Source organism: Pseudomonas sp. UBA6562, from assembly GCF_002434265.1.
In the GTDB taxonomy this organism is placed as follows: Bacteria; Pseudomonadota; Gammaproteobacteria; order Pseudomonadales; family Pseudomonadaceae; genus Aquipseudomonas.
This window is the reverse complement of the sequence record NZ_DJJS01000007.1, coordinates 783,777-808,713: the sequence shown is the minus strand read 5'-3', so window position 1 is coordinate 808,713 and position 24,937 is coordinate 783,777. Positions and strand designations below refer to the sequence as shown.

23 protein-coding genes, 1 tRNA gene and 3 pseudogenes are annotated in these 24,937 nt (G+C 65.4%); 13 read left to right on the top strand and 14 right to left on the bottom strand.

The window, feature by feature from the left end; translation table 11 throughout:
* Window positions 1-50 precede the first annotated feature (50 nt).
* The 3 genes and pseudogenes from B4M43_RS21200 to B4M43_RS15650 all read left to right on the top strand — a co-directional run.
* A pseudogene (locus B4M43_RS21200) lies at window positions 51-1,166 on the top strand (methyl-accepting chemotaxis protein); the annotation flags it as partial.
* Window positions 1,152-2,024 (top strand): methyl-accepting chemotaxis protein, encoded by an 873-nt coding sequence (locus B4M43_RS21195; RefSeq protein WP_414707860.1) that lies wholly within the window; start codon window positions 1,152-1,154, stop codon window positions 2,022-2,024. The pseudogene B4M43_RS21200 and the gene B4M43_RS21195, both read left to right, overlap by 15 nt.
* Before the next feature lie 66 nt (window positions 2,025-2,090).
* Window positions 2,091-2,540 (top strand): hypothetical protein, encoded by a 450-nt coding sequence (locus B4M43_RS15650; RefSeq protein WP_296268360.1) that lies wholly within the window; start codon window positions 2,091-2,093, stop codon window positions 2,538-2,540.
* Between the two features lie 40 nt (window positions 2,541-2,580).
* On the opposite strand, the gene B4M43_RS15645 is transcribed toward B4M43_RS15650, so the two are convergent.
* Window positions 2,581-4,887, bottom strand: a complete 2,307-nt coding sequence (locus B4M43_RS15645; RefSeq protein WP_296268359.1) for a hypothetical protein — start codon at window positions 4,885-4,887, stop codon at window positions 2,581-2,583.
* A gap of 22 nt (window positions 4,888-4,909) precedes the next feature.
* Window positions 4,910-4,984: transfer RNA gene (locus B4M43_RS15640), tRNA-Asn, on the bottom strand.
* Between the two features lie 166 nt (window positions 4,985-5,150).
* Here B4M43_RS15640 and B4M43_RS15635 point away from each other — a divergent pair.
* Window positions 5,151-5,672, top strand: a complete 522-nt coding sequence (locus tag B4M43_RS15635; protein WP_296268358.1) for a cysteine hydrolase family protein — start codon at window positions 5,151-5,153, stop codon at window positions 5,670-5,672.
* 51 nt (window positions 5,673-5,723) lie between these two features.
* On the opposite strand, the gene B4M43_RS15630 is transcribed toward B4M43_RS15635, so the two are convergent.
* The 7 genes from B4M43_RS15630 to B4M43_RS15600 form a co-directional block, all read right to left on the bottom strand.
* Window positions 5,724-6,311 carry a sarcosine oxidase gene (locus tag B4M43_RS15630; protein ID WP_296268357.1) on the bottom strand — a complete coding sequence of 196 codons (588 nt, stop codon included), beginning with the start codon at window positions 6,309-6,311 and terminating at the stop codon, window positions 5,724-5,726.
* 3 nt (window positions 6,312-6,314) lie between these two features.
* Entirely contained in the window at window positions 6,315-9,218 is a 2,904-nt protein-coding gene (locus B4M43_RS15625; RefSeq protein WP_296268356.1) for a 2Fe-2S iron-sulfur cluster-binding protein, read from the bottom strand.
* A complete protein-coding gene (locus tag B4M43_RS15620; RefSeq protein WP_296268355.1) occupies window positions 9,215-9,520 on the bottom strand; it encodes a sarcosine oxidase subunit delta in 306 nt (101 codons plus the stop codon). The genes B4M43_RS15625 and B4M43_RS15620 overlap by 4 nt, the downstream gene beginning before the upstream one ends.
* A gap of 15 nt (window positions 9,521-9,535) precedes the next feature.
* Entirely contained in the window at window positions 9,536-10,777 is a 1,242-nt protein-coding gene (locus tag B4M43_RS15615; RefSeq protein WP_296268354.1) for an FAD-dependent oxidoreductase, read from the bottom strand.
* Entirely contained in the window at window positions 10,759-11,670 is a 912-nt protein-coding gene (gene folD / locus B4M43_RS15610; protein WP_296268353.1) for a bifunctional methylenetetrahydrofolate dehydrogenase/methenyltetrahydrofolate cyclohydrolase FolD, read from the bottom strand. The genes B4M43_RS15615 and folD overlap by 19 nt, the downstream gene beginning before the upstream one ends.
* On the bottom strand, window positions 11,667-12,533 hold the full coding sequence (gene purU, locus B4M43_RS15605) for a formyltetrahydrofolate deformylase (protein ID WP_296268352.1): 867 nt from the start codon (window positions 12,531-12,533) through the stop codon (window positions 11,667-11,669). The genes folD and purU overlap by 4 nt, the downstream gene beginning before the upstream one ends.
* Before the next feature lie 213 nt (window positions 12,534-12,746).
* Window positions 12,747-13,340, bottom strand: coding sequence for a helix-turn-helix domain-containing protein (locus tag B4M43_RS15600; RefSeq protein ID WP_296268351.1), 594 nt, complete (start codon window positions 13,338-13,340; stop codon window positions 12,747-12,749).
* A gap of 259 nt (window positions 13,341-13,599) precedes the next feature.
* Between B4M43_RS15600 and glnT the strand changes: the two genes are divergently transcribed.
* From glnT to B4M43_RS15575, 5 genes are all read left to right on the top strand, one after another.
* Entirely contained in the window at window positions 13,600-14,934 is a 1,335-nt protein-coding gene (gene glnT, locus B4M43_RS15595) for a type III glutamate--ammonia ligase (RefSeq protein ID WP_296268350.1), read from the top strand.
* A 91-nt stretch (window positions 14,935-15,025) separates the two neighbouring features.
* Window positions 15,026-15,931: a class II glutamine amidotransferase gene (locus B4M43_RS15590; RefSeq protein WP_296268349.1), complete on the top strand. Its 906-nt coding sequence runs from the start codon at window positions 15,026-15,028 to the stop codon at window positions 15,929-15,931.
* 28 nt (window positions 15,932-15,959) lie between these two features.
* Entirely contained in the window at window positions 15,960-16,634 is a 675-nt protein-coding gene (locus B4M43_RS15585; RefSeq protein WP_296268348.1) for a protein glxC, read from the top strand.
* Window positions 16,635-16,649: 15 nt separating this feature from the next.
* Window positions 16,650-17,975, top strand: a complete 1,326-nt coding sequence (locus B4M43_RS15580) for an FMN-binding glutamate synthase family protein (protein WP_296268347.1) — start codon at window positions 16,650-16,652, stop codon at window positions 17,973-17,975.
* Between the two features lie 58 nt (window positions 17,976-18,033).
* Window positions 18,034-19,335, top strand: coding sequence for an ammonium transporter (locus B4M43_RS15575; protein ID WP_296268346.1), 1,302 nt, complete (start codon window positions 18,034-18,036; stop codon window positions 19,333-19,335).
* Between the two features lie 272 nt (window positions 19,336-19,607).
* Here B4M43_RS15575 and B4M43_RS15570 read toward each other — a convergent pair whose 3' ends face one another.
* Together B4M43_RS15570 and B4M43_RS15565 are read right to left on the bottom strand one after the other, a co-directional pair.
* Window positions 19,608-20,084: a DMT family transporter gene (locus B4M43_RS15570; RefSeq protein WP_296268345.1), complete on the bottom strand. Its 477-nt coding sequence runs from the start codon at window positions 20,082-20,084 to the stop codon at window positions 19,608-19,610.
* A gap of 10 nt (window positions 20,085-20,094) precedes the next feature.
* The gene (locus B4M43_RS15565; RefSeq protein ID WP_296268344.1) at window positions 20,095-20,526 is read right to left on the bottom strand and encodes a DMT family transporter; all 432 of its coding nucleotides are present in this window, start codon (window positions 20,524-20,526) and stop codon (window positions 20,095-20,097) included.
* A 146-nt stretch (window positions 20,527-20,672) separates the two neighbouring features.
* Here B4M43_RS15565 and B4M43_RS15560 point away from each other — a divergent pair, with 146 nt between their 5' ends.
* Complete coding sequence (locus B4M43_RS15560) at window positions 20,673-21,599, top strand: LysR family transcriptional regulator (protein ID WP_296268343.1); 927 nt, start codon at window positions 20,673-20,675, stop codon at window positions 21,597-21,599.
* Between the two features lie 93 nt (window positions 21,600-21,692).
* Complete coding sequence (locus tag B4M43_RS15555) at window positions 21,693-22,001, top strand: hypothetical protein (protein WP_296268342.1); 309 nt, start codon at window positions 21,693-21,695, stop codon at window positions 21,999-22,001.
* Window positions 22,002-22,010: 9 nt separating this feature from the next.
* Here the strand turns inward: B4M43_RS15555 and B4M43_RS15550 are convergent, their stop codons facing one another.
* Together B4M43_RS15550 and B4M43_RS15545 are read right to left on the bottom strand one after the other, a co-directional pair.
* Window positions 22,011-22,520: a hypothetical protein gene (locus B4M43_RS15550; protein ID WP_296268341.1), complete on the bottom strand. Its 510-nt coding sequence runs from the start codon at window positions 22,518-22,520 to the stop codon at window positions 22,011-22,013.
* Between the two features lie 61 nt (window positions 22,521-22,581).
* Complete coding sequence (locus B4M43_RS15545) at window positions 22,582-22,821, bottom strand: hypothetical protein (RefSeq protein WP_296268340.1); 240 nt, start codon at window positions 22,819-22,821, stop codon at window positions 22,582-22,584.
* Window positions 22,822-23,079: 258 nt separating this feature from the next.
* Here B4M43_RS15545 and B4M43_RS15540 point away from each other — a divergent pair.
* Window positions 23,080-24,144 (top strand): annotated as a pseudogene (locus tag B4M43_RS15540) (PAS domain-containing protein); the annotation flags it as partial.
* A gap of 66 nt (window positions 24,145-24,210) precedes the next feature.
* Window positions 24,211-24,391 (top strand): annotated as a pseudogene (locus B4M43_RS21190) (methyl-accepting chemotaxis protein); the annotation flags it as partial.
* Window positions 24,392-24,457: 66 nt separating this feature from the next.
* On the opposite strand, the gene B4M43_RS15535 reads toward B4M43_RS21190, so the two are convergent.
* Window positions 24,458-24,640 (bottom strand): hypothetical protein, encoded by a 183-nt coding sequence (locus tag B4M43_RS15535; protein WP_296268338.1) that lies wholly within the window; start codon window positions 24,638-24,640, stop codon window positions 24,458-24,460.
* Window positions 24,641-24,937: the final 297 nt, after the last annotated feature.

Here is a 24,937-nt window from a genome sequence, read left to right as displayed (position 1 = left end):
GACCGCCTTCAATTTCGCATTCCGCCATCAAGGAAAGACGTTTCGAGCCGATGCTTCTGTATGCCATAGACCCCATGCCGGCGCTTCCTCACTCTCTCGAGTCTTCTCCGATGCCATCATCCCGCCTCGACGCCTTCAACAATCTCAGCGTGCGCATCAAGCTCGCACTCGGCTTCTCCCTGCTGGTCGCGCTGATCGTGCTGGTCGCCTATACCGGTTGGCAGACCGGCCAGATCCTGGCCGAGCGCAATACGCGCATGCAGGAGGTCGCCAAGTTGAGCACCCTGGCCCGGGACATGCGCATCGAGCGGCTGGTGTATTTCGTCAATGCCTCCGACGAGCAGGCGACCAAGTGGCTTGCCGCCCTGGAGGCGACCAACGCACAAGTGCAAAGCATGGCCCCGCGCTTCCGTACGGCGCAGAGTCAGGCGCTGATCGGCCAGGCGGGCGGGCTGCTGAAGAACTATCGCGGCTTTTACGACCAGTCGGTGGCCGCTACCCGTGAACGCGAGGAGGCACGCAACAATGCCACCGCGTCGGCGGAAACCATGAACGAGGCGCTGCAGCGGCTGTGGGATGTGGGCAACGCCGACGGCGGGCTCTATGACGACCGCCAGTCGTTGGGGAGCCTGGCACTGACCCTGCAGCGGATGCGCATCAGTTTCCGCACCTATGCCGCCACGCCCAGCCCGGCGCTGGAAGCGGCGGCCATCGAGGCGGTGACCGAAATGCTCAGCCAGACCCGTGAACTCGCCAGTAGCTCGCTGCCGCAGTCCTATGTGCAGACGATGATCGAGGAAGTGACCGCCTACCAGCAGCGCATCCAGCAGACCGTGCAAGCCCAGGGTCGGGTCGATGCCGGTCAGTCGGGCATCAGCAAGACCATCGCCGAACTGCTGGCACTGACCGACAAGCTCACCGCCATCCAGGTCGAGTTCCAGCAGGCCGATGTGCGCGACGCACAGCGCACCTTGCTGCTCTGGCTGGCCGTCGCCATCGTTCTAGGCGGCGCGGCCGCGTGGCTGATCACCCGTTCGATCGTGACGCCTTTGAAGGAAACCGTAGAAATCGCCGAAACCGTCGCCCGTGGCGACTTCACCCACCGCCAGACCGTTACTCGCACCGACGAGCTCGGCGCTTTGCAGTCGAGCATGCAGCGCATGACCCTCAACCTGCACGGCCTGGTCAGCGAGCTGCGCGACGGCGTGGTGCAGGTCGCCAGCGCCGCCGAGCAGCTCTCGGCCGTGACCGAGCAGACCAGCGCGGGCGTGCAGGCGCAGAAGAGCGAAACCGAGCAGATCGCCACGGCCATGCAGCAAATGACCGCCACCACCCATGAAGTGGCGCGCAACGCCGGTCAGGCCGCCGCCTCCGCGCTGCAAGCCAGTCAGCAGGCGAGTCAGGGCGATCAGGCGGTGGACAAGGCCGTCGCGCAGATCGAGCGGCTGGCCGAGGAAATGTCGGCGGCGCAAACCGTGATGCAGACCTTGCGCAGCCACGCCGACAGCATCGGTGGGGTGCTCGACGTCATCAAGTCGGTGTCGGAACAGACCAACCTGCTGGCCCTCAATGCGGCCATCGAAGCGGCACGCGCAGGCGAGGCGGGACGCGGTTTCGCCGTGGTGGCCGATGAAGTGCGCGGGCTGGCGCAGCGCACGCGCAGCTCTACCGATGAGATCACCCAACTGATCGCCGCGCTCAACCAGAGCACCGACCATATGGGCAATGTACTCGAGCAGAACGTGCAACTGACCGACGACAGTGTCGGCCTGTCCCAGGAGGTCGGACAGATGCTCAAGCGCATCGCCGGTTCGATCAAGGACATCGAGGCCATGAACGAGCAGATCGCTTGCGCGGCCGAGCAGCAGAGCGCGGCGGGCGAGCAGATCAGCCGTGGCGTCACCCAGGTGCGCGACATTTCCGATCAAACGGCGGCGGCCAGTGAGGAGACGGCGAGTTCCAGCGCGGAACTGGCGCGGATCGGGGTGCAACTGCAGGAGATGGCGGGGCGGTTCAAGGTTTGAGGCGAAGTGACATTGCTTGCCGTGCCCAATGTTAGGCTCTGCGCTCGCTATAAAGGAGCGACCGCCATGGCATCAGGCCGACTGATCGAAAAACTGCGCAGAACCCTGACCGACAATCCGTCCCGGACAGTGGCCTGGGTCGGATTTGCGCTGTGGATCGCCTGCCTGCATCACGGCGGCATGTCCCTCCTATGGGCCATGGTGTCGATGCCGCTGGGCATTGCACTGTTGGCAGTGGGCCCACTGGAGGGATTACCCGCACGATGGAAAATGTTCAACTGGTTCGTCAATGCCATGACCACCATGGCGTTCGTGCTCAGCATCATGTTTGCAATTGCAGCGGTTTCGTTCGAGTTGCCGTGGGGCAAGTCTGGCCGTACGGTGTTTCTCCTGGGTGGCTGGGCCGTGGAAATCGCGCTGTTGCACGCATTGCGACCCCGGATGAGGCGCTCGATGCTGTATCGACTCAGTGAGGACCGTAGGGTCTATACCCCTATGGATGACGACCGGCGTTAGCAGCGTGTCTGCGCTCGGCAAGGCACGGTGACGACCGCGGTCACGGCCGGGGCATCAACCAATGGCGCTGGCTCGACCACCCCAGAAACACTCGCGCCCCCTCGGTCGTGACTTCGCCTTGCGGCAGTCGGCGCCCGGCTGCGGCCACGCGTAACCCCATCATCACTGGCAGGAAACGCTCGCGGAAAAGCGCCGGTTGTGCTGCAAAGTGGCGCTCGATGTCTGCAATGGCCGAGCCGCTTGCAGGCTCATCGAGCAGCGACAGATAGAACAGCATCTGTCGCCATGCATACGCCGTGTTCTTCAGCATCGCTAGCCGCGCAGGGTGATGCGCCAGCGGTATTTGCTGGCGTAGACAGATCCACTCGAAACAGGCGAGGGCCATTGGTCCTAGTTTCGGCCGCAACAACGTCTGCACATCGAGCTCGCAGAGCAACGGCACCAGGTTCTGCGTCGTCAGAATCTGCTGCTGCTCGACGATCGTGCCGTTGGTAGCCGGGTTGCGCGGCGCCTGTTCGGCGCCCGCGCGGCGGACGCAGAGTTTCGCCAGGGCGTCGCAGTCGTCTGGCGTTCGCCGCCATCCGGCGTTGGCCTTGGCTTTCGGTCTATCGGGCAGCGCTGCCAGGGCTTGCGTATCGATATCGAAGTAGCGGGCGTACAAGGTCCCGGTCAACGGCCCGGCGGCACGTCTGGCGGCTTCGATGAAGGTGTTGGAAAACGCGCCCATGAAGATGTCGGTGGCGACTTCATTGACGAAAGGCAGCGACAGGCCCGCCGCCTTGGCCAGAGCGTCGAACTCCTGCAGCAACTTGTTGGGCACGAGCGCCTGCGGGAAGGCGCCGAGCGTCGTGGCCGAGGCTTCGACCAGCGCTTGGCGGGCGATGTCTGCGGTCACCGCCTGCGGTTGGGCGTCGGCCTTGAGCACTGCCACCCACGGTAGTTCGTTCAAGGCGACCTGGTGTTGCAGGTCGAGCAACAGCAGCGAGCGGCGGCGACGGAACGCCTGGTAGGTTGCGGCATACAGCTTGCGCAGTGCAGGGTCCTGGAAGCCTGCGCCGTGGATTTCGGCGGTCATGGCCGGCAGCACCTTGGCGACGGTTTCGCCCGAGGTGATCAGCCCATAGTCGACCAGTTCGGCGATCGTGCCCCTGCGGCAACGTTCCAGGCGACGGCGTACCGCCTCAGGCAACAGGACGCCCGCAGCAATCTCGAACACCTGCGATTCTGCCGGCGTAATGGGGTGTAGCAGGGGGGCGAAATCGCGGATGCCGGCTTCGGACGGATACGGCGTCATGCGCTCCGCCACGGCGGCGGCGACCCGGTGATAACCCGGCGCAGCGATTTGCGCTTGTTGCCGTGCCCGTTGCGCGAGATGGGTCGCCGAACCGGGCCGCCCATGCTTGCGGACGAAGTCGGCGATGATCTGGCGTACCCGTGCGAGCTGGTTGCGCGTCAGCGTTTGCGGCGCCTGGGCACATTGTCCGAGCCGGGCGTACAGCTCCACGACACGGCCCTTTGCCGGAGTGCCTGCGCGGCACATCGTGTCGAAGCGGATGCCCAGTTGCGCGGCCTGTTCCGGCCAGGCCGGCGGGTAGTGCTGGCACGGCCAGTCGTCGGCATAGGTCAGGAGGAAATGGCTGATGGCCGCATCGTACAGCGGCAGGCGCTGCTCGATGACCCGCTTCTGCACGGCCAGACGGGGCTGGGCTGGCAGCCTGGCCAAATGCTGCCGGACCTTGCCGGCGGTGGACACCTGCACCTGTGCCGCCAACACGGGCAGACCCTGGCCGGGTAGCGGGAAGAAGCGCAAACGGTCGAAAAACGGCGCGAGGGTCTCGATCAGCGATCGCGCTTCGTCCACACGTTGTTCACCCAGCAACCAGGCCACGGTCGGTAGCGCAGCGGCTTCCGGCACATCGACCCGGTAGTTGCCGTCGACCAACTGCTGGCGCAGGGCCGCCAGACCTTCGTCAGTGAGGTGCCAAGCGTTGATGTCGAGCCGCTCGGCACCGCTGCGAATGCTCGGAAGCGCTGCCGCCAAATGGCGCTCATATTCGGTCAGGTCCCCGCCTGCCAACAGTTGCCCGGTCGCAAAGCCGCCGGTGCTGACCTCGAGCGTGACCCAGGCGGGTACGTCGGGCAAGGGTGTGCGCGAGCCGTACTGCGCGCTGCCCCCAAGCGCGTGGGCGACCACTTGCTGCCAGCGTTCGACCCGTTTGGCCGCACGCGTGCGTGCCTCTGGAGGAAGGCTGTCACTCAAGGCGAGTAGCGCTTTCGAAAGCTGGAAGGCTGCATAGCCCGCGCCGATGCCAGGTGCCTGGGCAGAGTCGGAATCGCGTTTGCGCATGGGGCTCATCGCATGAAGGGAGTGGGTCCGGGGGCTGGATTCGAACCAGCGCCGATTCGGTTAACAGCCGAGTATTCTGCCGCTGAATTACCCCGGAACAGGATGGGCATTGTCAGTTAAAGTCTGGCGCCTGTGAAGTGTTGGGCAATCGGCTGCCGATTGCCACTCACCAGCGCCTGGCCAGCTTCACTGGGCGGCAAAGCCGACTAGGCCAGCGCACCGTAATTTCCCTACGCCCAATCGACTGCAAGGAATAGCCCTCGATGCACGCCCTGTTGATCCTCGACATTCAAGTCGGTCTCATCCACGGACCGGAAACGCCTTGGCGCAGTGCCGCCTTGTTCGGCACCCTCAACATGCTCATGCACCAGGCCCGCGAAGCCGGCGCGCCGATTTTCCTGGCGCGCCATGTCGGCCCCGCCGGCTCGCCTATCGCACCCGACAGCCCACTGACCAAAATCGCCCCGGAACTGCAACTGCGTGGCGATGAAATCGTTTTCGAGAAGCGCCGCCCCAGCGCCTTCGAGCACACCGACCTGGCAGCCAGCCTGCAGTCACGTGGCATCGATGGGATCGTGGTCACCGGCATGAAAACCCAGTACTGCGTCGACAGCACCTGCCGCGCCGCCCGCGGCCTGGGCTTCGACGCAGTGCTGATCGCCGACGGCCATACCTGCAGCGACACGCCCTTGCTCAGCGCCGAAACCATCGTCGCTCACCACAACGCGACGCTGGCTGGCCCGTTCTGCCGCGTGCTGCCGGCGAGCGAATGGCACTTCGACTAACGCCCTGCGGCTGAGCCAAGGCGCAGCCAAAGGGATGTCGAACGCCTGCCTTCAACCGGCAGGCGCACCCGCCACGAACTCCGCCATCGCATCGAGCACGGCGTCTGTGAAGTAGCTCAGCGACGCGCGATCGAAGAGCAGTGCCAGCGCAGCTCCTCGTTCGTCCCCGACATTGACCACGATCACATTGATCCGCGCCGCCGAGGTCTGCGCCACCGCACCGACCGCGAACGCTTCGGCACGCAGGTCGACGCCGCAGAGCTTGGCCATCACGGCGCTGCACCGAACACCGGACAACTGTAGCCAGGCATGGCTGTCCTGACGCGGCAGCAAGTAACTGCGCCGCTCGTCCTGGACCCACTCGGCTTCCTGCGCTGCTACACGTGCGCCCTGGTCCTCGTCACTGCCCAGCACCAAGTATTCGGTCGCCGACAGGCGTGCGACCCAGCTGCCGTCGGCCTGGCGCACGGCTTGGTTGGGGCGCTCGGGCAAGCTGTAGCCGAGGGCTAGCAGGCAGCCTGCGCTGTCGCTACCGCGCAGACCGTAGCGGGGCAGTTCGGTGAGGTCGCTCAGGCTGCAGGCCGCTGCCTCCACCGGCACGGGCCGGCGGCTGGATGTGGGGGTGTTGAGGCTGGTCATGGCTCAGAGCTCCTGGCGCGAGTTGTCGGGATCGTGGAAAGGCAAGGGCACCACCGTGGCATGCACCAGCGCGCCGCCTTCGACGCGGATCGGGATGTGCATGCCCGGCGTGGCCTGGTGCGCGCCGGCATACGCCAGGCCGATGATCTGCCCCAGGGTCTGCGAGTACTCGCAGGAGGTGACGTTGCCGCTGATGTCCGGGCCATCGAGCACCAGGTGGCCTTCGAGCGGCTGCGGGCTGCCTTGCGGCAGGCTGAAGCCGACCAGCTTGCGCTTGAGCGGCTGGGCTTCGAGGATTTCGATGGAGCGCTTGCCGACGAAGAAGGGTTTCTTGCGGCCGATGGCCCATTGCATGTCGATCTCGGCGGGGTGGGTCATGCCGTCGGTGTCCTGGCCGATGATCACGTGGCCCTTTTCCAGACGCAGCAAACGCTGCGCCTCGACCCCGAACGGGCGGATGCCCAGGCCGGCACCGGCCTGCATGAGCGCGTCCCACAGGTACTCGGCATGGCGCGCCGGCACGTGCACTTCATAGCCCAGCTCGCCGACGAAGCCGACCCGCAGGATGCGTGCGGCGATGCCAGCGACCTTGCCCAGGCGTACGCCGAGGTAGGGGAAGGCGGCGGCCGACAGATCGACGTCGTCGCAGACCCGTTCCAGCACCTGACGCGACAGCGGCCCGGCCAGGTTCACCGCCGCCAGAGCAGCGGTCACGTTGGTGATGTCCACGTCCAGACGCCACTGGGCGTTCCACTTGAGCATCTGCTGATAGAGACGATCGACCCCGCTGGTCGTCGCGGTGACATAGAAATGCCAGTCGGCCAGGCGCGCGCAGACGCCGTCGTCGATCACCACGCCGTGCTCGTTGGTCATCAGGGCGTAGCGGGTACGGCCGATGGCCAGCTTGGCGAAGCCGAAGGTGTACAGCCGCTCGAGCAGTTCGGCCGCGTCCGGCCCGCGCACGTCCAGGCCGCCCAGGGTGGAGACGTCGATCAAGCCGACCTTCTCGCGCACGTGCCGAGCTTCGGCCTGCATGCACGGGTCGCGCTGTTCGGGCGAGCCGTAGTAGGCCGGGCGCTGCCAAGCGCCGGCGGGCATCAGCTTGGCGCCGGCCTGCACATGGCGGCGGTGCATCGGCGTTTGCCGGTAAGGGTCGAAGGCGCGGCCCGCTACGTGGGCGAGTTTTTCCGCCTGGAAGGGCGGACGGGCGGTGGTCACCCCGGTTTCGCCAATGCTGCGACCGGTGGCCTGGGCCACCAAGCGAGCAGTGGGCAGCGCCGAGTGACGGCCCTGCGAAGGCCCCATGCCGACCGTGGAGAAGCGCTTGACCAGCTGGATGTCGCGGTAGCCGCTGCGGGTGGCGTTGACGATGTCGCGCACTTGCAGGTCTTCGTCGAAGTCGACGAAATCCTTGCCCTTGGGGTGGGGGAAGATCGGCCAGGGGAAGTTGACCTTGGCTTCGAGCACCGAGTCGGACAGCGCCGGTGCCGGCAGGCCGAGGGCGAGCAAGGCTTCGCCGGCGCTGCGGGTGGCGTCGGCCAGCACGTTGTCGAGGTGGTGGCGGCCGTTCACCGAACCGGCGATGTCCAACCCGGCGGGTAATTGGTCGATGACGAACGCGTCGCGCTCGACGTCGTAGTTCAGCTTGCCGCCGGCCTGGCACAGCAGTTGGTAGACCGGCATGTAGCCGGCCGACATGCACAACAGGTCGCAGGCCACGCGCAGGCCTTGGACGCCGACCTTGCCCTGGCCGACGATGGGGCGGATGTCCGCACCACTGACGTGGCGCATGCCCGCTTCGTGCAGGGCTTCGTAGACGGTGCTGCCCAGGTGCAGGGGGATGGCGCGCCGTTGCAGTTCGGCGGCCAGGGCGGGATCGAGCGGCGCGGCGCGCATGTCCACCACGGCCGCCACGGCCACGCCTTGCTCTTGCAGGTCGAGTGCGGCGAGGTAACCGTCGTCGTGGCCGGTGAGCACCACCGCGCGCTGGCCGGGCTTGACCGCGTACAGCTTCATCAGGCGCTGGGCGGCACTGGTCAGCATCACGCCGGGCAGATCGTTGTTGCGAAACACCACGGGCTGGTCGAAGGCGCCGGCTGTGACCAGGCAGCGCGTGGCGCGGACTTTGTACATGCGCTGGTGCTGGATCACAGGCAGGTAATTGTCGGTGAACCAGCCGTTGCAGGTGGCTTGCAGCAGCACCTGGATGTTGGGGTGGCCATCGATGGCGGCCAGCAGTTCTTCGCGCAGGGCGGCGGCACGGGTGCCGGCGATGTCGAAGCGGGCATAGGTGAGCGAGCCGCCGAGCACCGGTTGCTGCTCGATCAACAGCACCTTGGCCCCGGCATTGGCGGCTTCCAGAGCGGCGCGCAGGCCGGCGGGGCCGGCGCCGACGATGGCCAGGTCGACGAACAGGTAAGCCTTGTCGTAGTACTGCGGCTTGAAGTCGAGATTGAGCACGCCCAGGCCCGCTTTTTTGCGAATCAGCGGCTCCCAGCGTTTCCACATGCCTTTGGGCTTGTAAAAGGCGCGGTAGTAGAAGCCCACCGGCATGAAGCGCGAGAACGTGCCGAGGTAGGCGTCGCGGTCGTCGTTCAGACTGCCGTTGTAGTTCTGCCCTTCGACTTCCAGGCCGTCGCGGATGTGCTCCAGATCGGCCAGCACGTTGGGTTCGTCGGGCAATTGCACCAGGGTGTTGGCGTCTTGCCCGGCCATGCTCAAGGGGCCACGCGGGCGGTGGTACTTGAACGAGCGCGACAGCAACCAGCGGCCGTTGCCCAGCAGCGCGCTGGCGATGGTGTCGCCGGCGAAACCTTCGCAAGCCTGGCCGTCGAAATGGAAACGCACGGGCCGCGCGCGGTCGATCAGCAGGCCCATGGGGGCGGGTAGGCGGACAGGGCTGTTCATCCGGCGATCTCCGGGGTGGCGGCAGGGGCGAAGTCGACGCGGCGGTCGAACATGTCTTTAGGGTCGAAGGTGCGCAGCACTTGGTCGCTGACGGTGTGGCGCTCGGCCAGGAACCAGTAGCTCGACGCGTTGTGCAGCCACCATTCGGTGACCACGCCGGCCTGGTTGGCGCTGTTGAACACGTAGTCGGCCCATTCGACGTCGCTGCAGGTGGCCGGATCGGGCATCGGCTTGAGCTCGCCGCCGTAGGAGAACTCGCTGATGTTGCGTGGCCCGTTCAAGGGGCAGGTCAGAATCTTCATCGTCTGGTGCTCCTGTCAGTGGCTCGCGGCCGTAGCGCCCATTTCGTTGACTTGCTGGAAGCGGCTGAAGCGCTCCAGGGCGAAGGGGGCGATCAGCTCGGGGACCCTGCCGCCGCTGGCGACCAGTTCGGCCATGGTCTTGCCGCAGATGGGCGTGGCCTTGAAGCCCCAGGTGCCCCAGCCGGCGTCCAGGTAATAGTTGTCGACCGGCGACAGGCCCATGATCGGGCTGTAGTCGGGGGTCATGTCGGTGCTGCCGGCCCATTGGCGCATCAGCTTGGCGTTGGCCATGAACGGGAACATCTCGATGGCATGGGCCAGCAGGCTTTCCTTGAGGTCCAGGGTCGAGCGGCTGCCGTACAGCGGGTAAGGGTCCGAGCCACCGCCGAAGACGATTTCGCCACGGCTGGTCTGCTGCACGTAACAGTGCAGGGCCGAGGAGCTCACCAGCGGGTCGAGGAACGGCTTGAGCGGTTGGGTGACCATGGCTTGCAGCGGGTAGGTCTGGATCGGCGCGCGAATGCCCGCCTTGTTCATCAACAGCGAACTGGCGCCTGCCACCGCCTGCACCACGCAGCCGCACTGCACGGTGCCACGGTTGGTCTTCACCGCCTCGATGCGGCCGTTGCGGATCACCAGGTCCTGCACTTCGGTGAGCTGATGGATCTCCACGCCGCGCTTGGCCGCCTGCTTGGCATAGCCCCAGGCCACGGCGTCGTGCCGCGCGGTGGCGCCGTCGATGTGCCAGAGCCCGGCCAGCACCGGCAGGTGGCCGGGGTCGAGATTGAGGCTGGGCACCAGTTCGCGGATCTGCTGACGGTCGATCATTTCCGTGCGCCCGCCAAAGTGCTTGTTGACCTCGGCGCGCTGGCGGAAGGCACGCACGGTGGCGTCGGTGTGCGCCAGGGTGAGCTGGCCGCGCTCGGAATACATGATGTTGAAATCGAATTCGTTGGACAGGTTCTGGAACATCCGCACCGATTCGGCATAGAAGCGCACGCCCTCGCTGGTCAGATAGTTGGAGCGGATCACCGCCGTGTTGCGCGCCGTATTGCCACCGCCCAGGTAGGCCTTTTCCAGTACCGCGACGTTGGTGATGCCGTGGTACTTGGCCAGGTAATAGGCGATGGCCAGGCCGTGCCCGCCGCCGCCGATGATCACCACGTCGTAGTGGGGTTTGAGTTCGCACGGCGGCGGCAGGTCGACATCGACCGGGTAGTCGGCGCTCAAGCCGTGTTTCAGCAGGGCGAAGGGCATGGGGTGCGCTCCTGGCGAGTGGCCTGTTGCTGCAGCGCGAAGGCCAGCAGCGTGTTTTTCATCAGGTAGGCGATGGTCATCGGGCCGACGCCGCCGGGCACCGGCGTGATGCCTGCGACCTGGGGCAGGGCGGCGGCGAAGTCGACGTCGCCGACCAGACGGCTGCGGCCGTCTTCGTCGATGCGGTTGATGCCGACGTCGATCACCACCGCGCCGGGCTTGAGCCAGTCGGCACCGATCAGGCGAGGCTTGCCCACCGCCGCCACGAGAATGTCGGCCTGGCGGCACAGCGCCGGCAGGTCGCGGCTGCGCGAGTGCACCGTGGTCACCGTGCAGTCGGCCTGCAACAGCAGGGCGGCCATGGGCTTGCCGACGATGTTGGAGCGGCCCACCACCACGGCGTGCTTGCCGCGCAGCTCGCCGCAGGCTTCGCGCAGCAGGCGCATGCAGCCGCTGGGGGTGCAGGGCGTCAGCACTTCGCGGCCCTGGGCCAGGCCACCGACGTTCTCGCTATGAAAGCCGTCGACGTCCTTGAGCGGACTCACCGCTTGCAGCACGCGGTGTTCGTCGATGTGCGCCGGCAATGGCAGTTGCACCAGGATGCCGTGCACCTGCGGGTCTTCGTTGAGCCGCGCGATCAGGCTCAGTAGCTCGGTCTGCCGGGTGGCGGCGGGCAGGCGATGCTCCAGCGAGCGGATGCCCACTTCATTGGCGCGCAGCACCTTGTTGCGCACGTACACCTGGCTGGCGGCGTCCGTGCCGACCAGCACTACGGCCAGCCCCGGTTGCGTACCGTGCTCGCGCAGCGCATGCACCTGCTCGCGCACCTCGACCAGCACCCTCGCCGCACAGGCCTTTCCGTCGATCAGCTTGACGCTGGAAAGGGCGTTCATTTGAAGATCACCGTGCGGTCGTGATTGAGGAACACCCGGTGCTCGAGGTGGTACTTCACGGCGCGCGAGAGGGCGATGGTTTCGGTATCGCGGCCGATGGCGACCAGGTCTTCAGGGTTGTAAGCGTGGTCCACGCGTTGCACCTCCTGCTCGATGATCGGGCCTTCGTCCAGGTCGCTGGTGACGTAGTGGGCCGTGGCGCCGATCAGCTTGACCCCGCGCTGGTAGGCCTGGTGGTAGGGCTTGGCACCCTTGAAGCCGGGCAGGAAGGAGTGGTGGATGTTGATCGCCTTGCCGCTCAATTGGCAGCACAGGTCGTCGGAGAGGATCTGCATGTAGCGCGCCAGCACCACCAGCTCGGTGCCGGTCTCCTCGACAATGCGCATCAGCGCCGCTTCCTGCGCCTGCTTGGTGTCCTTGCTCACCGGCAGGTAGATGAAACGGATGCCCTGGCGCTCGGCCATGGCGCGCAGATCGAGGTGGTTGGAAACCACAGCGGTGATGTGCATGTCCAGCTCGCCCTTGGCGTGGCGATAGAGCAGGTCGGCCAGACAATGGTCGAACTTGCTGACCATCAGCAGCACGCGGGTCGGGCGCGCGCTGCTGTGCAGGCTCCAGTCCATGTCGAAGCGCTCGGCCACGTCGCCGAAGCCGGCTTCCAGCTGCGCCGTATCGCCCGTGACGCCGAGGTTGTAGCGGAACACCGCACGCATGAAGAAGCGGCCGTTGTCCTCGTCGTCGAACTGCGCCATTTCGCTGATGTAGCAACCTTGCTCGGCGAGGTACGTGGTCACTGCCGCGACGATGCCGGACACCGCCGGGCAACTGACGCGCAGGATGAAGTGGTCGGGAGCGGGGTGCATGCTCGGATCCTCGTGATGAAGTGGGGCAGGTCGGGCACAAGGGCGAAAGGGAGTGGTACTAAATAATTCTTGGCAGGAATATAAATTTCCTTTTGCGGGTTTATAGGCGAAGTTGATCGCCAGGTCTATATCTGGTAGGAAATTTATTATCTTGAGAGGAAAGGTCACAGGTGGGTGGGAGGTGCGACGACTGCCCTGTTCAGCGGATCGTCGTCACTCGGTACCGTAGTTGATGACGGACAGCATCCGAATCGGCACTCGCACCAGCTCCTCTGGCCCGTGGGGGGTTTCGCCATCGAAGCTCAAGCTGTCGCCGGCCTGCATCCGGTACAGCTGGTTGCCGTGCCGGTATACCAACTCGCCTTCCAATAAGTGAAGTAGCTCGGTACCGGGGTGGGAGAAGGTTGGGAACTCCTCGCTGGCATCGTCCATGCTCACCATGTACGCCTCGAAACTCTTCTTCGGCCCGCGGGTGTGGTTGAGCAACTGGTAGGTATGGCCTTTCTCGGTGCCGCGGCGCACTACCTCCATGCCTTCGCCCGCTTTGACCAGCAGCGCGTTGCCGTCTGGCTGATCGTATTGCGCGAACAGCTTGGACATCGGCATCCCCAGCACGTCGCACAGGCGGCTCAGGGTATCCAGGCTGGTCGACACCTGGGCGTTTTCGATCTTGCTCAACATGCCTTGGCTGATGCCGGCGATGCGTGCCACGTCGGCCAGTTTCAGCGCCTGGGCCTGACGCTCACGCTTGAGTTGCAAGCCGAGAAACTGCTCGAGGCGCAGCCGGGGTTCGATCTCGGTGGACATGTAGGCTCCTGCACGGTTTCAGTTCAAGAATATTATTTTCGCACCAGGAATTAGCAAAAAGCTCTGGGCCAAGTACTGGGTTTCCTGCGGTGAAAGGAAGTTTCCCATATAGACAGAGGGAAAAGCGCGCTTCCTGTGATTTGCAACGCAACCCGCAAAGTTGGCAAGCCCGTTGCATTCCTGTGGTGAAAGTAAGTTTCCTGATTGGAAATACCCACTGGCCCACCTCGCCGTGCCCTCATCCAGGAGTGATCAACCCATGTTGCCAGCAGACACCCAGCGCATTCTCGACCAGTTCGGCATCAAGTACGTGCTGGCGCAATTCGTCGATATCCATGGCTCGGCGAAGACCAAATCGGTGCCGGTCTCGGGCCTGAAGATGGTCGCCGAGCAGGGCGCCGGTTTCGCCGGCTTCGCCATCTGTGGCATGGGCATGGAGCCGCATGGCCCCGATTTCATGGCTCGGGGAGATCTGTCGACGTTGACTCCAGTGCCCTGGCAACCGGGCTATGGCCGTGTTGTGTGCGTGGGCCACGTCAACGGCCAGCCCTGGCCGTACGACCCGCGCTACGTGTTGCAGCAGCAGGTGCAGCGCCTGGCCGACAAGGGTTGGACGCTCAACACCGGCCTGGAACCGGAGTTCAGCCTGTTCCGCCGCGACGAGCAGGGCAAGCTGCAACTGGTGGACGCCTCCGACAACCTTGACAAGCCCTGCTACGACTACAAGGGCCTGTCGCGCTCGCGGCTGTTCCTCGAGCGCCTGACCGAAGCCCTGCAACCGGTGGGCTTCGACATCTACCAGATCGACCACGAAGACGCCAACGGCCAGTTCGAGATCAACTACACCTTCAGCGACGCCCTGGAATCGGCCGACCGCTTCACGTTCTTCCGCATGGCCGCCGGTGAAATTGCCAACGACTTGGGGATGATCTGCTCGTTCATGCCCAAGCCCGACCCCAAGCGCGCCGGCAACGGCATGCATTTCCATCTGTCGCTGGCCAGCGACAGCAACCCCAACCTGTTCCAGGACGACAGCGACAGCAGTGGCATGGGCCTGTCCAGGCTCGCCTACCATTTCGCCGCCGGCCTGATGGCCCATGGCCCGGCGCTGTGCGCCTTCGCCGCGCCCACGGTGAACTCCTACAAACGCCTGGTGGTGGGCCGCTCGTTGTCAGGTTCGACCTGGGCGCCGGCCTTCGTCGCCTGGGGCGCCAACAACCGGTCGGCGATGGTGCGCATTCCCTACGGTCGCCTGGAATTTCGCCTGCCCGACGCCGGCTGCAACCCGTACCTGGTCACCGCCGCGATCATCGCCGCAGGTCTGGATGGCATCGACCGCCAGCTGGAACCTGCGCCGATGTGCAACGAGAACCTCTACAGCCTCGGCCTGGACGCCATCGCCGCGCGTGGCATCGCCACCTTGCCGCAGTCGCTCAAGGAGGCCGCCGACGCCCTCGAGGCCGACCCGCTGTTCCGCGAGGTGCTGGGCGCCGAGATCGTTGACGAATTCATCAAGCTCAAGCGGATGGAGTGGGTGGAATACAGCCGCCACGTCTCGGACTGGGAGATCCAGCGCTACACCGAATTCTTCTGAGCGGCACGCCGCCCGCGAAAACTTTCCCGTTCGACACGGACAACTTGCAGCCTGCCGCTTGCCGCCGGCTGCCCAACGAAGTGAGGCTTTTATGTGCGGAATCGTAGGTCTGTACTTGAAGAAACCCGAGCTCGAAGCCCAGCTCGGCCAACTGTTCGAACCCATGCTGCAAGCGATGACCGACCGTGGCCCGGACAGCGCAGGGTTCGCCATCTATGGCGATGAAGTGGGCGACGGCTGGCTCAAGCTGACTCTGCAAGCCACCCGCGCCGACTACCCCTGGGCGGCCCTGATGGGCCAGCTGGAAGCGCGCCTGGCCTGCTCGCTGGACTGGTTCCAGAACGCCAGCGCCGCCGTGCTCAAGGTGCAGACGAGCGAGGCGGCCGCGCGCGCGGCGCTGGCCGAGTTCGCCGACGAAGTGCGCATCATGAGTGCCGGACAGAGCATCGAGATCCTCAAGGGCATGGGCCTACCGGCCGAGATTTCCAGCCGCTTCGGCCTGGCCGGCATGCAGGGCAGCCACATCATCGGCCATACCCGCATGGCCACCGAAAGCGCCGTGACCATGGAAGGCAGCCACCCGTTCTCCACCGGCGCCGACCTGTGCCTGGTGCACAACGGCTCGCTGTCCAACCACTTCCGTCTGCGCCAGGTGCTCAAGGCCCAGGGCATCAGCTTCGAAACCGACAACGACACCGAAGTCGCGGCCGGCTACCTGACCTGGCGCCTGCAACAGGGCGACACCCTGGCCCAGGCCCTGGACGGCGCGCTGCAGGACCTCGACGGTTTCTTCACCTTCGCCATCGGCACCCGTAACGGTTTTGCCGTGATCCGCGACCCGATCGCCTGCAAGCCTGCGGTGCTGGCCGAAACCGACGACTACGTGGCCATGGCCTCGGAATACCAGGCCCTGGCCAGCCTGCCGGGCATCGACAAGGCCAAGGTCTGGGAGCCGGCGCCGGCCACCTTGTACGTCTGGGAGCGCGAAAGCGCCTGAGCCTTCCCCCGAACCACTGGAGACAGCCATGAAAACGATCGACCTTTCCAGCGCCTCGGTGCGCGACCTCAACCAGGCCCTGCACGGCGATGTGCAAGACCGCGAATGGCGCGTCAGCCACCCGGCCGGCAAGCACAACCTGGCCGTGGGCATCGACCAGGCGATCTCGGTGGATATCGACGGCCATGCCGGCTACTACTGCGCCGGCATGAACCAGCAGGCCGACATCACCGTGCACGGCAACGTCGGCGTGGGCGTGGCCGAGAACATGATGTCCGGCTCGGTGCGCATCAAGGGCAGCGCCTCCCAGGCCGCCGGCGCCACCGCCCACGGCGGGCTGCTGGTGATCGAAGGCGACGCCGGGGCGCGTTGCGGCATTTCCATGAAAGGCGTGGACATCGTGGTCGGCGGCAGCATCGGCCACATGAGCTGCTTCATGGGCCAGGCCGGGCGTTTGGTGGTGTGCGGCGATGCCGGCGATGCCTTGGGCGATTCCCTGTACGAGGTGCGCATCTACGTCAAGGGTTCGGTGCAGTCGCTGGGTTCGGACTGCGTCGAAAAGGCCATGCGCGCCGAACATCTGGAAGAGCTGCAAGCCTTGCTCGACCAGGCGGGGCTGACGCACCGGGCCGCCGATTTCAAACGCTACGGCTCGGCCCGTGAGCTGTACAACTTCAAAGTCGACAACGCCAGCGCGTACTGAGCCAGGAGCCTACCCATGAGCGAACAATTTCCCCCCGTGCTGCGCGAATCGGCCACCTTCGACCGGCTGACCATCCAGGAAATCCAGCGCGCCGCCGAGACCGGTATCTACGACATCCGTGGCGGCGGCACCAAACGCCGGCTGCCGCACTTCGACGACTTGCTGCTGCTGGGCGCCAGCGTCTCGCGCTACCCATTGGAAGGCTACCGCGAAAAATGCGGCACCGACGTGGTGCTGGGCACGCGCTTCGCCAAGAAGCCGATCCACCTGAAGATCCCGGTGACCATCGCCGGCATGAGCTTCGGCGCGCTGTCGGCCAACGCCAAGGAAGCCTTGGGCCGTGGCGCCACCATCGCCGGCACCAGCACCACCACCGGCGACGGCGGCATGACCCCGGAAGAGCGCGGCCAGTCGCAGCATCTGGTGTACCAGTACCTGCCGTCGCGCTACGGCATGAACCCCGACGACCTGCGCAAGGCCGACGCCATCGAGATCGTCCTGGGGCAGGGCGCCAAGCCCGGTGGCGGCGGCATGCTGCTGGGCATGAAGGTCACCGAGCGGGTGGCCGGCATGCGCACGCTGCCGATCGGCGTCGACCAGCGCAGCGCCTGCCGCCATCCCGACTGGACCGGCCCGGACGACCTGGCGATCAAGATCGCCGAACTGCGTGAGATCACCGATTGGGAAAAACCGATCTACGTGAAGATCGGCGCCAGCCGCCCGTATTACGACGTCAAGCTGGCGGTCAAGGCCGGTGCCGACGTGATCGTGCTCGACGGCATGCAGGGCGGCACGGCGGCGACCCAGGAGGTGTTCATCGAGCACGTCGGCATCCCGATCCTGCCGGCCATCCCGCAAGCGGTGCAGGCCTTGCAGGAGATGGGCATGCACCGTCAGGTGCAATTGATCGTCTCCGGTGGCATCCGCAACGGTGCCGACGTCGCCAAGGCCATGGCCTTGGGCGCCGATGCGGTGGCCATCGGCACCGCCGCGCTGGTGGCCCTGGGCGACAACCACCCGCGTCTGGACGCGCAACTGCGCGAGATCGGTTCGGCCGCAGGCTTCTATGACGACTGGCAGAACGGCCGCGACCCGGCCGGCATCACCACCCAGGACCCGGAGCTGGCCAAACGTCTGCACCCCGAAGAGGCCGGCCGGCGCCTGGCCAACTACCTGCGGGTGCTGGTGCTCGAAGCGCAGACCATGGCCCGTGCCTGCGGCAAGTCGCACCTGCACAACCTCGACCCGGAAGACCTGGTAGCCCTGACCGTGGAAGCCGCCGCCATGGCCCGCGTGCCGCTGGCGGGCACGGCCTGGGTGCCGGGACAGGCCCAGTACTGATCCACACCATACCGCCGGCCCGCATGCCGGCGGTTTTCATTCGTAAAGGAGCGAACCCATGAAGCGTGCCTTTGCCTTACTCGCGTTGGCCGCCGCGCCGCTGGCCCAGGCGGCCGAGCCGGGCCTCGATACCGGTAACACTGCCTGGATGATCTGCGCGGCGATGTTCGTGCTGCTGATGTGTCTGCCGGGCCTGGCGCTGTTCTATGGCGGCATGGTGCGGGCGAAGAATTTCCTTTCGATATTCACCCAGCTGTTCGCCATCGCGGGCGTGATCGGCGTGCTTTGGGTGCTGTTCGGCTATAGCCTGGTGGTCAGCACCCAGGGCATGGTCGCCGGGCAGTTGACCCTCAACAGCTTCATCGGCGGCCTGGACAAGGCGCTGATGCTCGACATCGGCCATGACAGTTTGGTGAGCAGTATCCCGGAGGGGGTCTACGCGGTGTTCCAGCTGACCTTCGCCATCATCACCCCGGCATTGATCGCTGGCGGCTTCGCCGAGCGCATGAAGTTCGGCGCGGCCTTGCTGTTCATGGCGCTGTGGTTCGTGCTGGTCTATGCGCCCATCGCGCACATGGTGTGGGGCGGGCCGGGCGCGTTGATGGTCGACTGGGGCGTGCTGGATTTCGCCGGCGGCACCGCCGTGCACATCAATTCGGGGGGGGCGGCGCTGGCGGCGGCGTACATGCTCGGCAAGCGCAAAGGCTATCCGCAAACGCCCATGCCACCGCACAACCTGGGCCTGACTCTGGTCGGCGCGGGGTTGATCTGGGTCGGCTGGTTCGCCTTCAACGTGGGCTCGGGCTTGGCCGCCAACCAAGGGGCGGGCGTGGTCATGCTGGCGACCATGGTGGCAGCGTGTGCAGGCATCGTCGGCTGGCTGCTCACCGAGCATCTGGTGGACGGTCGGCCCACGGCGCTGGGTGCAGCCTCTGGCGCGTTGGCCGGGCTGGTCGGCATCACCCCGGCGTGCGCTTTCGTCGGGCCGCTCGGCGCGTTGGCCATCGGCATTCTCACCGGGGTCGGCTGTTTCTTCGCCGTGACTCGGCTCAAGCGGGCGCTGGGCTATGACGACAGCCTGGATGTGTTCGGGCTGCATGGGGTAGGGGGGATGATCGGGGCGGTGTTGACCGGCGTGTTTGCGGCGCCGTCGCTGGGTGGTTATGTGGAAGGCATCACGCCGGGGCGGCAAGTGCTGGTGCAGTTGCAAGGGGTGGGTTTCACCTTCGCCTACTGCCTGGCAGTGAGCCTGGCGATTCTCGCGGTGCTCAAGCTGACCATCGGTTTGCGTGTCGACCGTGAAGACGAGGAAGAAGGGCTGGACCTGACGACGCACAACGAACGGGCCTACAACCTGTAGGTAGAACCGCCTGCCGCACCCACGCTTTTGGATGGCGCGCGTCTGAGCCAGGGGCTGGCCTAATGTCAGTCAGTTAAGCCGGAGTGGTGTCACTTGGGGCTGCTTTGCAGCCCATCGCGGCTAAAGCCGCTCCCACAGGAGTTTAACCATCCTGTGGGAGCGGCCGGTTCGGCGTTCCGATTAGCCGCAATGAGCCGCTAAGCGGCCTCGATTGCTTGACTGATCGGCATTGGGGCGTGGCCTGGCTTGGATCGACGGCGAGCGGTGTGGCGCTAGGCCGATGCGCGCGTGGCCTCGGCGGCCCGCGCGGCCGTATTGCTCTTGTAGATCAACACCAACGCCACCGCCAGCAGGCCGATGGCAACCTTGCGCGAAGTGTCCAACTCGATCACGGCATTGCCGAACCAGCCGAAGTCGTCGATCAGCAGGCTCATCAACAGCTGCCCGCTGATCACCGCCACCGTCGCCGCTGCGGTGCCGATACGCGGCACGGCGAAGACGATCACCAGCATGTACACCACCCCGAAGAACGCACCGGTCACCTGCCAGCGCGGCACGCTGAACAGGTTCATCGCGTGTTGCGGTTCGAACAGGAAGGCATACAGAAAACTCACCATCGCACCCATCACGAACGTCAGCCAGGCGCTTTCCAGCACGCCCACCTGATGCCCCAAACGCCCATTGATGGCGGACTGCGCGCACAACACCGCGCCGCCCAGAACTACGATCACCAGCATGATGAACAGCATCGGTTTCCCCTTACGAATTGATCAGCCACAGCGCGCCGAGAATCGCCACTAGAGCGCCCAGACGGTAGCCGTCGACATGTTTTTTCTCCGCGCCCAGCCACCCGAAGTGGTCGATGACCAGGCTTGCCGCCACCTGGCCGAACAAGATGCCGACCATGGTCAGGCCGACGCCGATGTGCGGCGTGGCGAGGGTCAAGGCGCCGACGTAGAGCGGGCCCAACAGGCCGCCTGCCAGCATCCAGCGCGGCTTGGCGAACATCGCTGCCAGCTTCGGCCGGCCGAAGATCAGGCCGAAGGTCAGCAGCAGCGAGCCCAGGCTGAAAATGCCGAACACCGCCCAGCCGTGGCCGACGGTTTCGCCCAACGGGCCGAGCAGCCCGGCTTCGACGGAAAGCCCCATGCCCGCAAGCACGACGAGGGGCACTATCCAGAGTTGTTGCATGACGGTGGATCTCCTGAATCAAGGGCGGCATGGTATTTCGGTGCGCTAATCGTCACAATTGCGGCTCCCAGCAAAACACCATTGCTGCAATCGCAACGCCCAGGTTGATCGTAAGGGCCTTCGGCCCGTTTGTCCCAAGGACCCACATGCACCTCAAGGCCCACCGCTTCTTCGTCATGGTCGCCGTGACCGGCAGCTTCGTCGCCACAGCCCGGCACTTCCAGGTGCCGGCTTCTTCTGTCTCGCGGTTCATCGCGGCGTTGGAGAAGAGCCTCGGGCAGCAATTGCTCTATCGCAACACCCGTGGCGTGCGGCTGACCGAGGCGGGGGAGCGCTACTACTATCAATTGCGCGAAGTGCTCGAGTTGCTCGATGCCGCCGACGAGTCGCTGCAGGGCAGGCCGGATGCCGTGCAGGGGCTGGTGCGTATCAATGCGCCGGTAGCCTTGGGCAAGTTGCAGATCGCCGGCCTGCTCAACCGCATGGCCGACACCTACCCCGACATCACCATCGAGTTGACCTTGACCGACGCCTTCATCGATCCGGTCCAGGAGGGTGCCGACATCACCTTGCGCGTCGGGCATCTGGAACCCTCGGGCCTGATCGGCCGCCAAGTGGCCGAGCAGAAGTACGTGCTGGCGGCCAGCGCGGCCTATGTCGAACGTTTCGGCGCACCCACTTGCCCTGAAGAGCTGGCCCAGCATCGCTGTCTGGTCTACAAGGGCTTGGCGGGTGCGCAGCGCTGGTTCTTCCGGCAGTCGCCGCACGCGGCGCCGCAGGTCATCGACGTGCAGGGCCCGCTGCGCAGCAACGATGCGCAGGTATTGGTGGCGGCCGCACAGGCCGGACGGGGCATCGTGCTGTTTCCGACCTGGCTGTACGACAAGCACACCTTCGCCAGCGGGCAGATGGTGCGGCTGCTGCCGGACTGGACGGCCGCAGTCGAAGCCGATCCGGGTGCGATCCATGTGCTGTCGCCGCAGAGCCGCCTGCGCTCGCGCAAGGTCAGCGCCGTTACTCAGTACCTGGTCGAGGCCATTGGTGATCCACCCTATTGGGACGCGTTGGCCTGAGTCTGTCGAAGCGCCCGAGGCGAAGGGCTGTTGCACTGTGCGCCAACGGGTGCAAGATATCCGGCTCTTCCCAACGCCCTCTAAGGAGCCCCCATGTCCGGCAAATTCATTTCGCGCTGGTTCTACGCCTCGCTGACCAGCGAAACCAAACCCGCTGGCCTTTTCGGCAACAAGACCAAGGAGGTCTACAGCAGCCGTCACGTCAACTTCGACGAGTATGCCAACCTGCTGCGCGACATGTACGAGGCCTACGACGCCGAGGGATACGACGTGGTCAACGTGGTGCCGGTCTCGATGGGCCAGACCGAGCAATGCCTGCAGAGCAACGGCAACTACGTCGGCGATGTGGGTTTTTCGATCACCCGCGGCGCCGTCGTGATTGGCAAGAAACGCGAGCAATAAGCGCCAGACTCAGCCTGCGGCCAGTGTCTTTTCCATGGCCTTGACCACAGCGCCGCGCATCTTGGCCGAGAGAAACACGCTAGGCAGGCTGCCGATCGGCCCGTGGATGGAACGGGCCGGTCGGTCGGTGGCCCGCACGTAGTCGAGAATCTGCACAGCCTGGGCCCGGTCGCAGGCCCACAGCAGATGACCACGGATCGACCATTGCCACCACAGGTCGTCGGGCCAGGCCAGCTCATGGACGAAACGCGCCATGCACGCCCGGCAATCGACCACGCCGCGATGCAACACCGCATAGCCCCGGCCATCGTCGCCGCCATGCACCAGGTACTGACTCGAACGGCCCTTGGGCGCCTGCCAGGGCAGCACGTCGGGGTAGCGCTCGACCACGAACCAGCCGCCCCAGGCAATGGCCGTCTGGCCGGTGGGCGCTGCCCGCAGGAACGCGAACGGCTCATGGAACTGGGCACAGGCGCCGCACCGGGGGCACTTCACCGTCACGTGCTCGGAGACGTTCATGGGCGCTGCGCACCCTGAGGCGGATGCCCGCCATCGACCTGATGCGGGTGTATGGAGTCGATCAGTCGCAACTGCCGGCCCCCCCGTCGCTGGACCCGCTGTCGCCGGCGCTATCGGACGACGAGCAATCCGCCTGGTGATGATGGTGGCTGGAGTCGTGCGAGGCGTGCCGCGAGGCGCACTCGGCCAGGGGCAGGCCGGCGAGCATCGGCCCCAGAGGGTTGGGCAGGTCGGTAGGCTGCGCCGATGCTCTGGTGGTCTGAGGCTTGCGCCTGAACAAACGACTAAACACGTTGGGCATGAAGACCTCCAGTTCCGTGAAGTCGATAGGAAGGCGTGCAAACTGCCTGCTCGAAGGCTGCTCGTCAAATGGCGTGGCGCCGGAACTTGCGCTGCTTCGCACACGCACTGCCACTGCGGCGTTCGTCCTCGGCTGAAAAGATCCGCGTGCAAAGTCACTAGGGAAAACGCTGCGGAAAAAGTTATACGCCGTTGGGGGCTTGTCCAAATAAATGAAACAACATGCTACAGAAACGTAAAACGCCGCCGATGCAGGTGAATGACGCCAGGGATCAGGCCTTTTCCATCAAGAGGTTACCCCATGTTTTCCTTCCTGGCGCCGCGGCGCGACCGCAAGGCTTTGCACGAGTTGGTCAAGGCCGTCACCACGCTGCAACCCCCTCAACTCGAACAGCGCTCGCGCAACCAACCCGTGCTGCAAGCCTGGCAAACCCTGCAAGCACGTGAGCAGGCGCAGGTTCAGGCAAGCGCCGAAGTCGAGCAGCGACTGGCTGCGACCGAGGCAGAGTTGGCCCAAGCCAGCGCCGCTGCGCAACGCCATCAGGTGCGCTTCGATCTGGTCAACCGTGCGTCCAGCGAAGGCTTGTGGGACATGGAAGTGGTCGCCGGTGACCCGGTCAATCCGCACAACGTGTTCTGGTGGTCGCAGCAATTGCGCCAGATGCTGGGTTTCCAGGGCGAACATGACTTCCCGAACGTGCTGTCGAGTTGGGCCGACCGCCTGCACCCACAAGACAAGCAGGCCACCCTCGACGCTTTCGCGCGCCATCTCAACGACCGCTCGGGCAGCACTCCCTATCGGGTCAAGAACCGCCTGGCCATGAAAGACGGCACCTACCGCTGGTTCTATGCCCAGGGCGAAACCCTGCGCGACGGCAAAGGCGCGCCTCTACGCGTGGCCGGCTCGCTGCGCGACATCCACGACCAGTTGGAGCGCGATCGCGAGCACGATGTGATCATCACCCGTTTCGAATTGGCCCGTGAGATGCTGTCCGACGGCTTGTGGGACATGGAAGTGATCGCAGGCGATCCAGTCAACCCGCGCAATCCCTTCTGGTGGTCGCCGCAGTTCCGCCGTCTGCTGGGCTTCGAAACGGTCGAGGAATTCCCCGACGTGCTCGACAGCTGGGCCTCGCGCCTGCATCCGGAAGACAAGGAGCGCAGCCTGTCAGCCTTCGCCGCGCACTTGACCGACCGCAGCGGCAAGACCCCATTCGACATCGAGTACCGCCTCAAACACCGCTCGGGCGAGTACCGCTGGTTCCGCGCCCGCGGCCAGACGCGGCGCAACGCCGATGGCCTGCCGTTGCGGGTGGTGGGGGCATTGGTGGACGTCCACCTGCAGCACGAGCAGCGCGCGATGCGCCAATCCCAAGCCGACTATCAGAAAACCCTGGAAGCCAACATCGCCCAGTTGTCGAGCATCGTCGCCACCATCCAGAGCATTGCCAGCCAGACCAATTTGCTGGCGTTGAACGCGGCCATCGAAGCGGCTCGCGCCGGTGAAGCGGGGCGCGGTTTCGCCGTGGTGGCTGACGAGGTGCGCAAGCTGGCGACGCGCACCACCGAGGCAACCGAGCAGGCCGCCAGCATGATCGCCCGCTGACTGCGGGCCCATTACAGGCGAGGCGTTGGGTTCAAACGCGCTCGTCTCGGTCCAGCTCGCTCAGGGTGACCGCAAGTTTCGCGGCCGCCTCGTCGCTGTCGACGAAATGCTCGACACCGTCGTCGTCCGTCACACGAAATATCTGAGTCACGTCTTCGCGGCGACGGTGGGGAGGGATGTCATCGCCTTCGAGTTTTTTGACGGTCACTGGCATGGCTGTTCTCCAAAGTGGATCGTGGGCAGAGCGAAGGGTGTGCGCACCTGTCGTGTGAGGTGGCGCGGCACCGCCGTCCAGGTCGGAGCAGGGCTCGCTGTACGCTTGGACCGCAGCGTGCACGCAAGCTCCCGTCCGATCTTCGATTGTCGTCCAGGGGCGTCTCGAGTTCGCCTGGCGAGCAGCATCGATGGGCCAGGCGTGTTGACATGGGCGTCGGTCATGTCCGCGCCTCTGCGCCGCCAGTGCGGATGTGTAAGATGGTTCGGCGCGAGCTTTCGCGCCCGGTCCACATAC

What these genes read in the sequence shown, in the direction of transcription:
- B4M43_RS15585 (WP_296268348.1), top strand. Translation starts at nt 15,960, where the DNA reads ATGAAAACGATCGACCTTTCCAGCGCCTCGGTGCGCGACCTCAACCAG.
- B4M43_RS15650 (WP_296268360.1), top strand. Translation starts at nt 2,091, where the DNA reads ATGGCATCAGGCCGACTGATCGAAAAACTGCGCAGAACCCTGACCGAC.
- B4M43_RS15535 (WP_296268338.1), bottom strand. Translation starts at nt 24,640, where the DNA reads ATGCCAGTGACCGTCAAAAAACTCGAAGGCGATGACATCCCTCCCCAC.
- B4M43_RS15600 (WP_296268351.1), bottom strand. Translation starts at nt 13,340, where the DNA reads ATGTCCACCGAGATCGAACCCCGGCTGCGCCTCGAGCAGTTTCTCGGC.
- B4M43_RS15635 (WP_296268358.1), top strand. Translation starts at nt 5,151, where the DNA reads ATGCACGCCCTGTTGATCCTCGACATTCAAGTCGGTCTCATCCACGGA.
- B4M43_RS15550 (WP_296268341.1), bottom strand. Translation starts at nt 22,520, where the DNA reads ATGAACGTCTCCGAGCACGTGACGGTGAAGTGCCCCCGGTGCGGCGCC.
- B4M43_RS15645 (WP_296268359.1), bottom strand. Translation starts at nt 4,887, where the DNA reads ATGCGCAAACGCGATTCCGACTCTGCCCAGGCACCTGGCATCGGCGCG.
- B4M43_RS15560 (WP_296268343.1), top strand. Translation starts at nt 20,673, where the DNA reads ATGCACCTCAAGGCCCACCGCTTCTTCGTCATGGTCGCCGTGACCGGC.
- B4M43_RS15545 (WP_296268340.1), bottom strand. Translation starts at nt 22,821, where the DNA reads ATGCCCAACGTGTTTAGTCGTTTGTTCAGGCGCAAGCCTCAGACCACC.
- B4M43_RS15555 (WP_296268342.1), top strand. Translation starts at nt 21,693, where the DNA reads ATGTCCGGCAAATTCATTTCGCGCTGGTTCTACGCCTCGCTGACCAGC.
- folD (WP_296268353.1), bottom strand. Translation starts at nt 11,670, where the DNA reads ATGAACGCCCTTTCCAGCGTCAAGCTGATCGACGGAAAGGCCTGTGCG.
- glnT (WP_296268350.1), top strand. Translation starts at nt 13,600, where the DNA reads ATGTTGCCAGCAGACACCCAGCGCATTCTCGACCAGTTCGGCATCAAG.
- B4M43_RS15620 (WP_296268355.1), bottom strand. Translation starts at nt 9,520, where the DNA reads ATGAAGATTCTGACCTGCCCCTTGAACGGGCCACGCAACATCAGCGAG.
- B4M43_RS15615 (WP_296268354.1), bottom strand. Translation starts at nt 10,777, where the DNA reads ATGCCCTTCGCCCTGCTGAAACACGGCTTGAGCGCCGACTACCCGGTC.
- B4M43_RS21195 (WP_414707860.1), top strand. Translation starts at nt 1,152, where the DNA reads ATGCAGCGCATGACCCTCAACCTGCACGGCCTGGTCAGCGAGCTGCGC.
- B4M43_RS15590 (WP_296268349.1), top strand. Translation starts at nt 15,026, where the DNA reads ATGTGCGGAATCGTAGGTCTGTACTTGAAGAAACCCGAGCTCGAAGCC.
- B4M43_RS15630 (WP_296268357.1), bottom strand. Translation starts at nt 6,311, where the DNA reads ATGACCAGCCTCAACACCCCCACATCCAGCCGCCGGCCCGTGCCGGTG.
- B4M43_RS15575 (WP_296268346.1), top strand. Translation starts at nt 18,034, where the DNA reads ATGAAGCGTGCCTTTGCCTTACTCGCGTTGGCCGCCGCGCCGCTGGCC.
- B4M43_RS15565 (WP_296268344.1), bottom strand. Translation starts at nt 20,526, where the DNA reads ATGCAACAACTCTGGATAGTGCCCCTCGTCGTGCTTGCGGGCATGGGG.
- B4M43_RS15580 (WP_296268347.1), top strand. Translation starts at nt 16,650, where the DNA reads ATGAGCGAACAATTTCCCCCCGTGCTGCGCGAATCGGCCACCTTCGAC.
- purU (WP_296268352.1), bottom strand. Translation starts at nt 12,533, where the DNA reads ATGCACCCCGCTCCCGACCACTTCATCCTGCGCGTCAGTTGCCCGGCG.
- B4M43_RS15625 (WP_296268356.1), bottom strand. Translation starts at nt 9,218, where the DNA reads ATGAACAGCCCTGTCCGCCTACCCGCCCCCATGGGCCTGCTGATCGAC.
- B4M43_RS15570 (WP_296268345.1), bottom strand. Translation starts at nt 20,084, where the DNA reads ATGCTGTTCATCATGCTGGTGATCGTAGTTCTGGGCGGCGCGGTGTTG.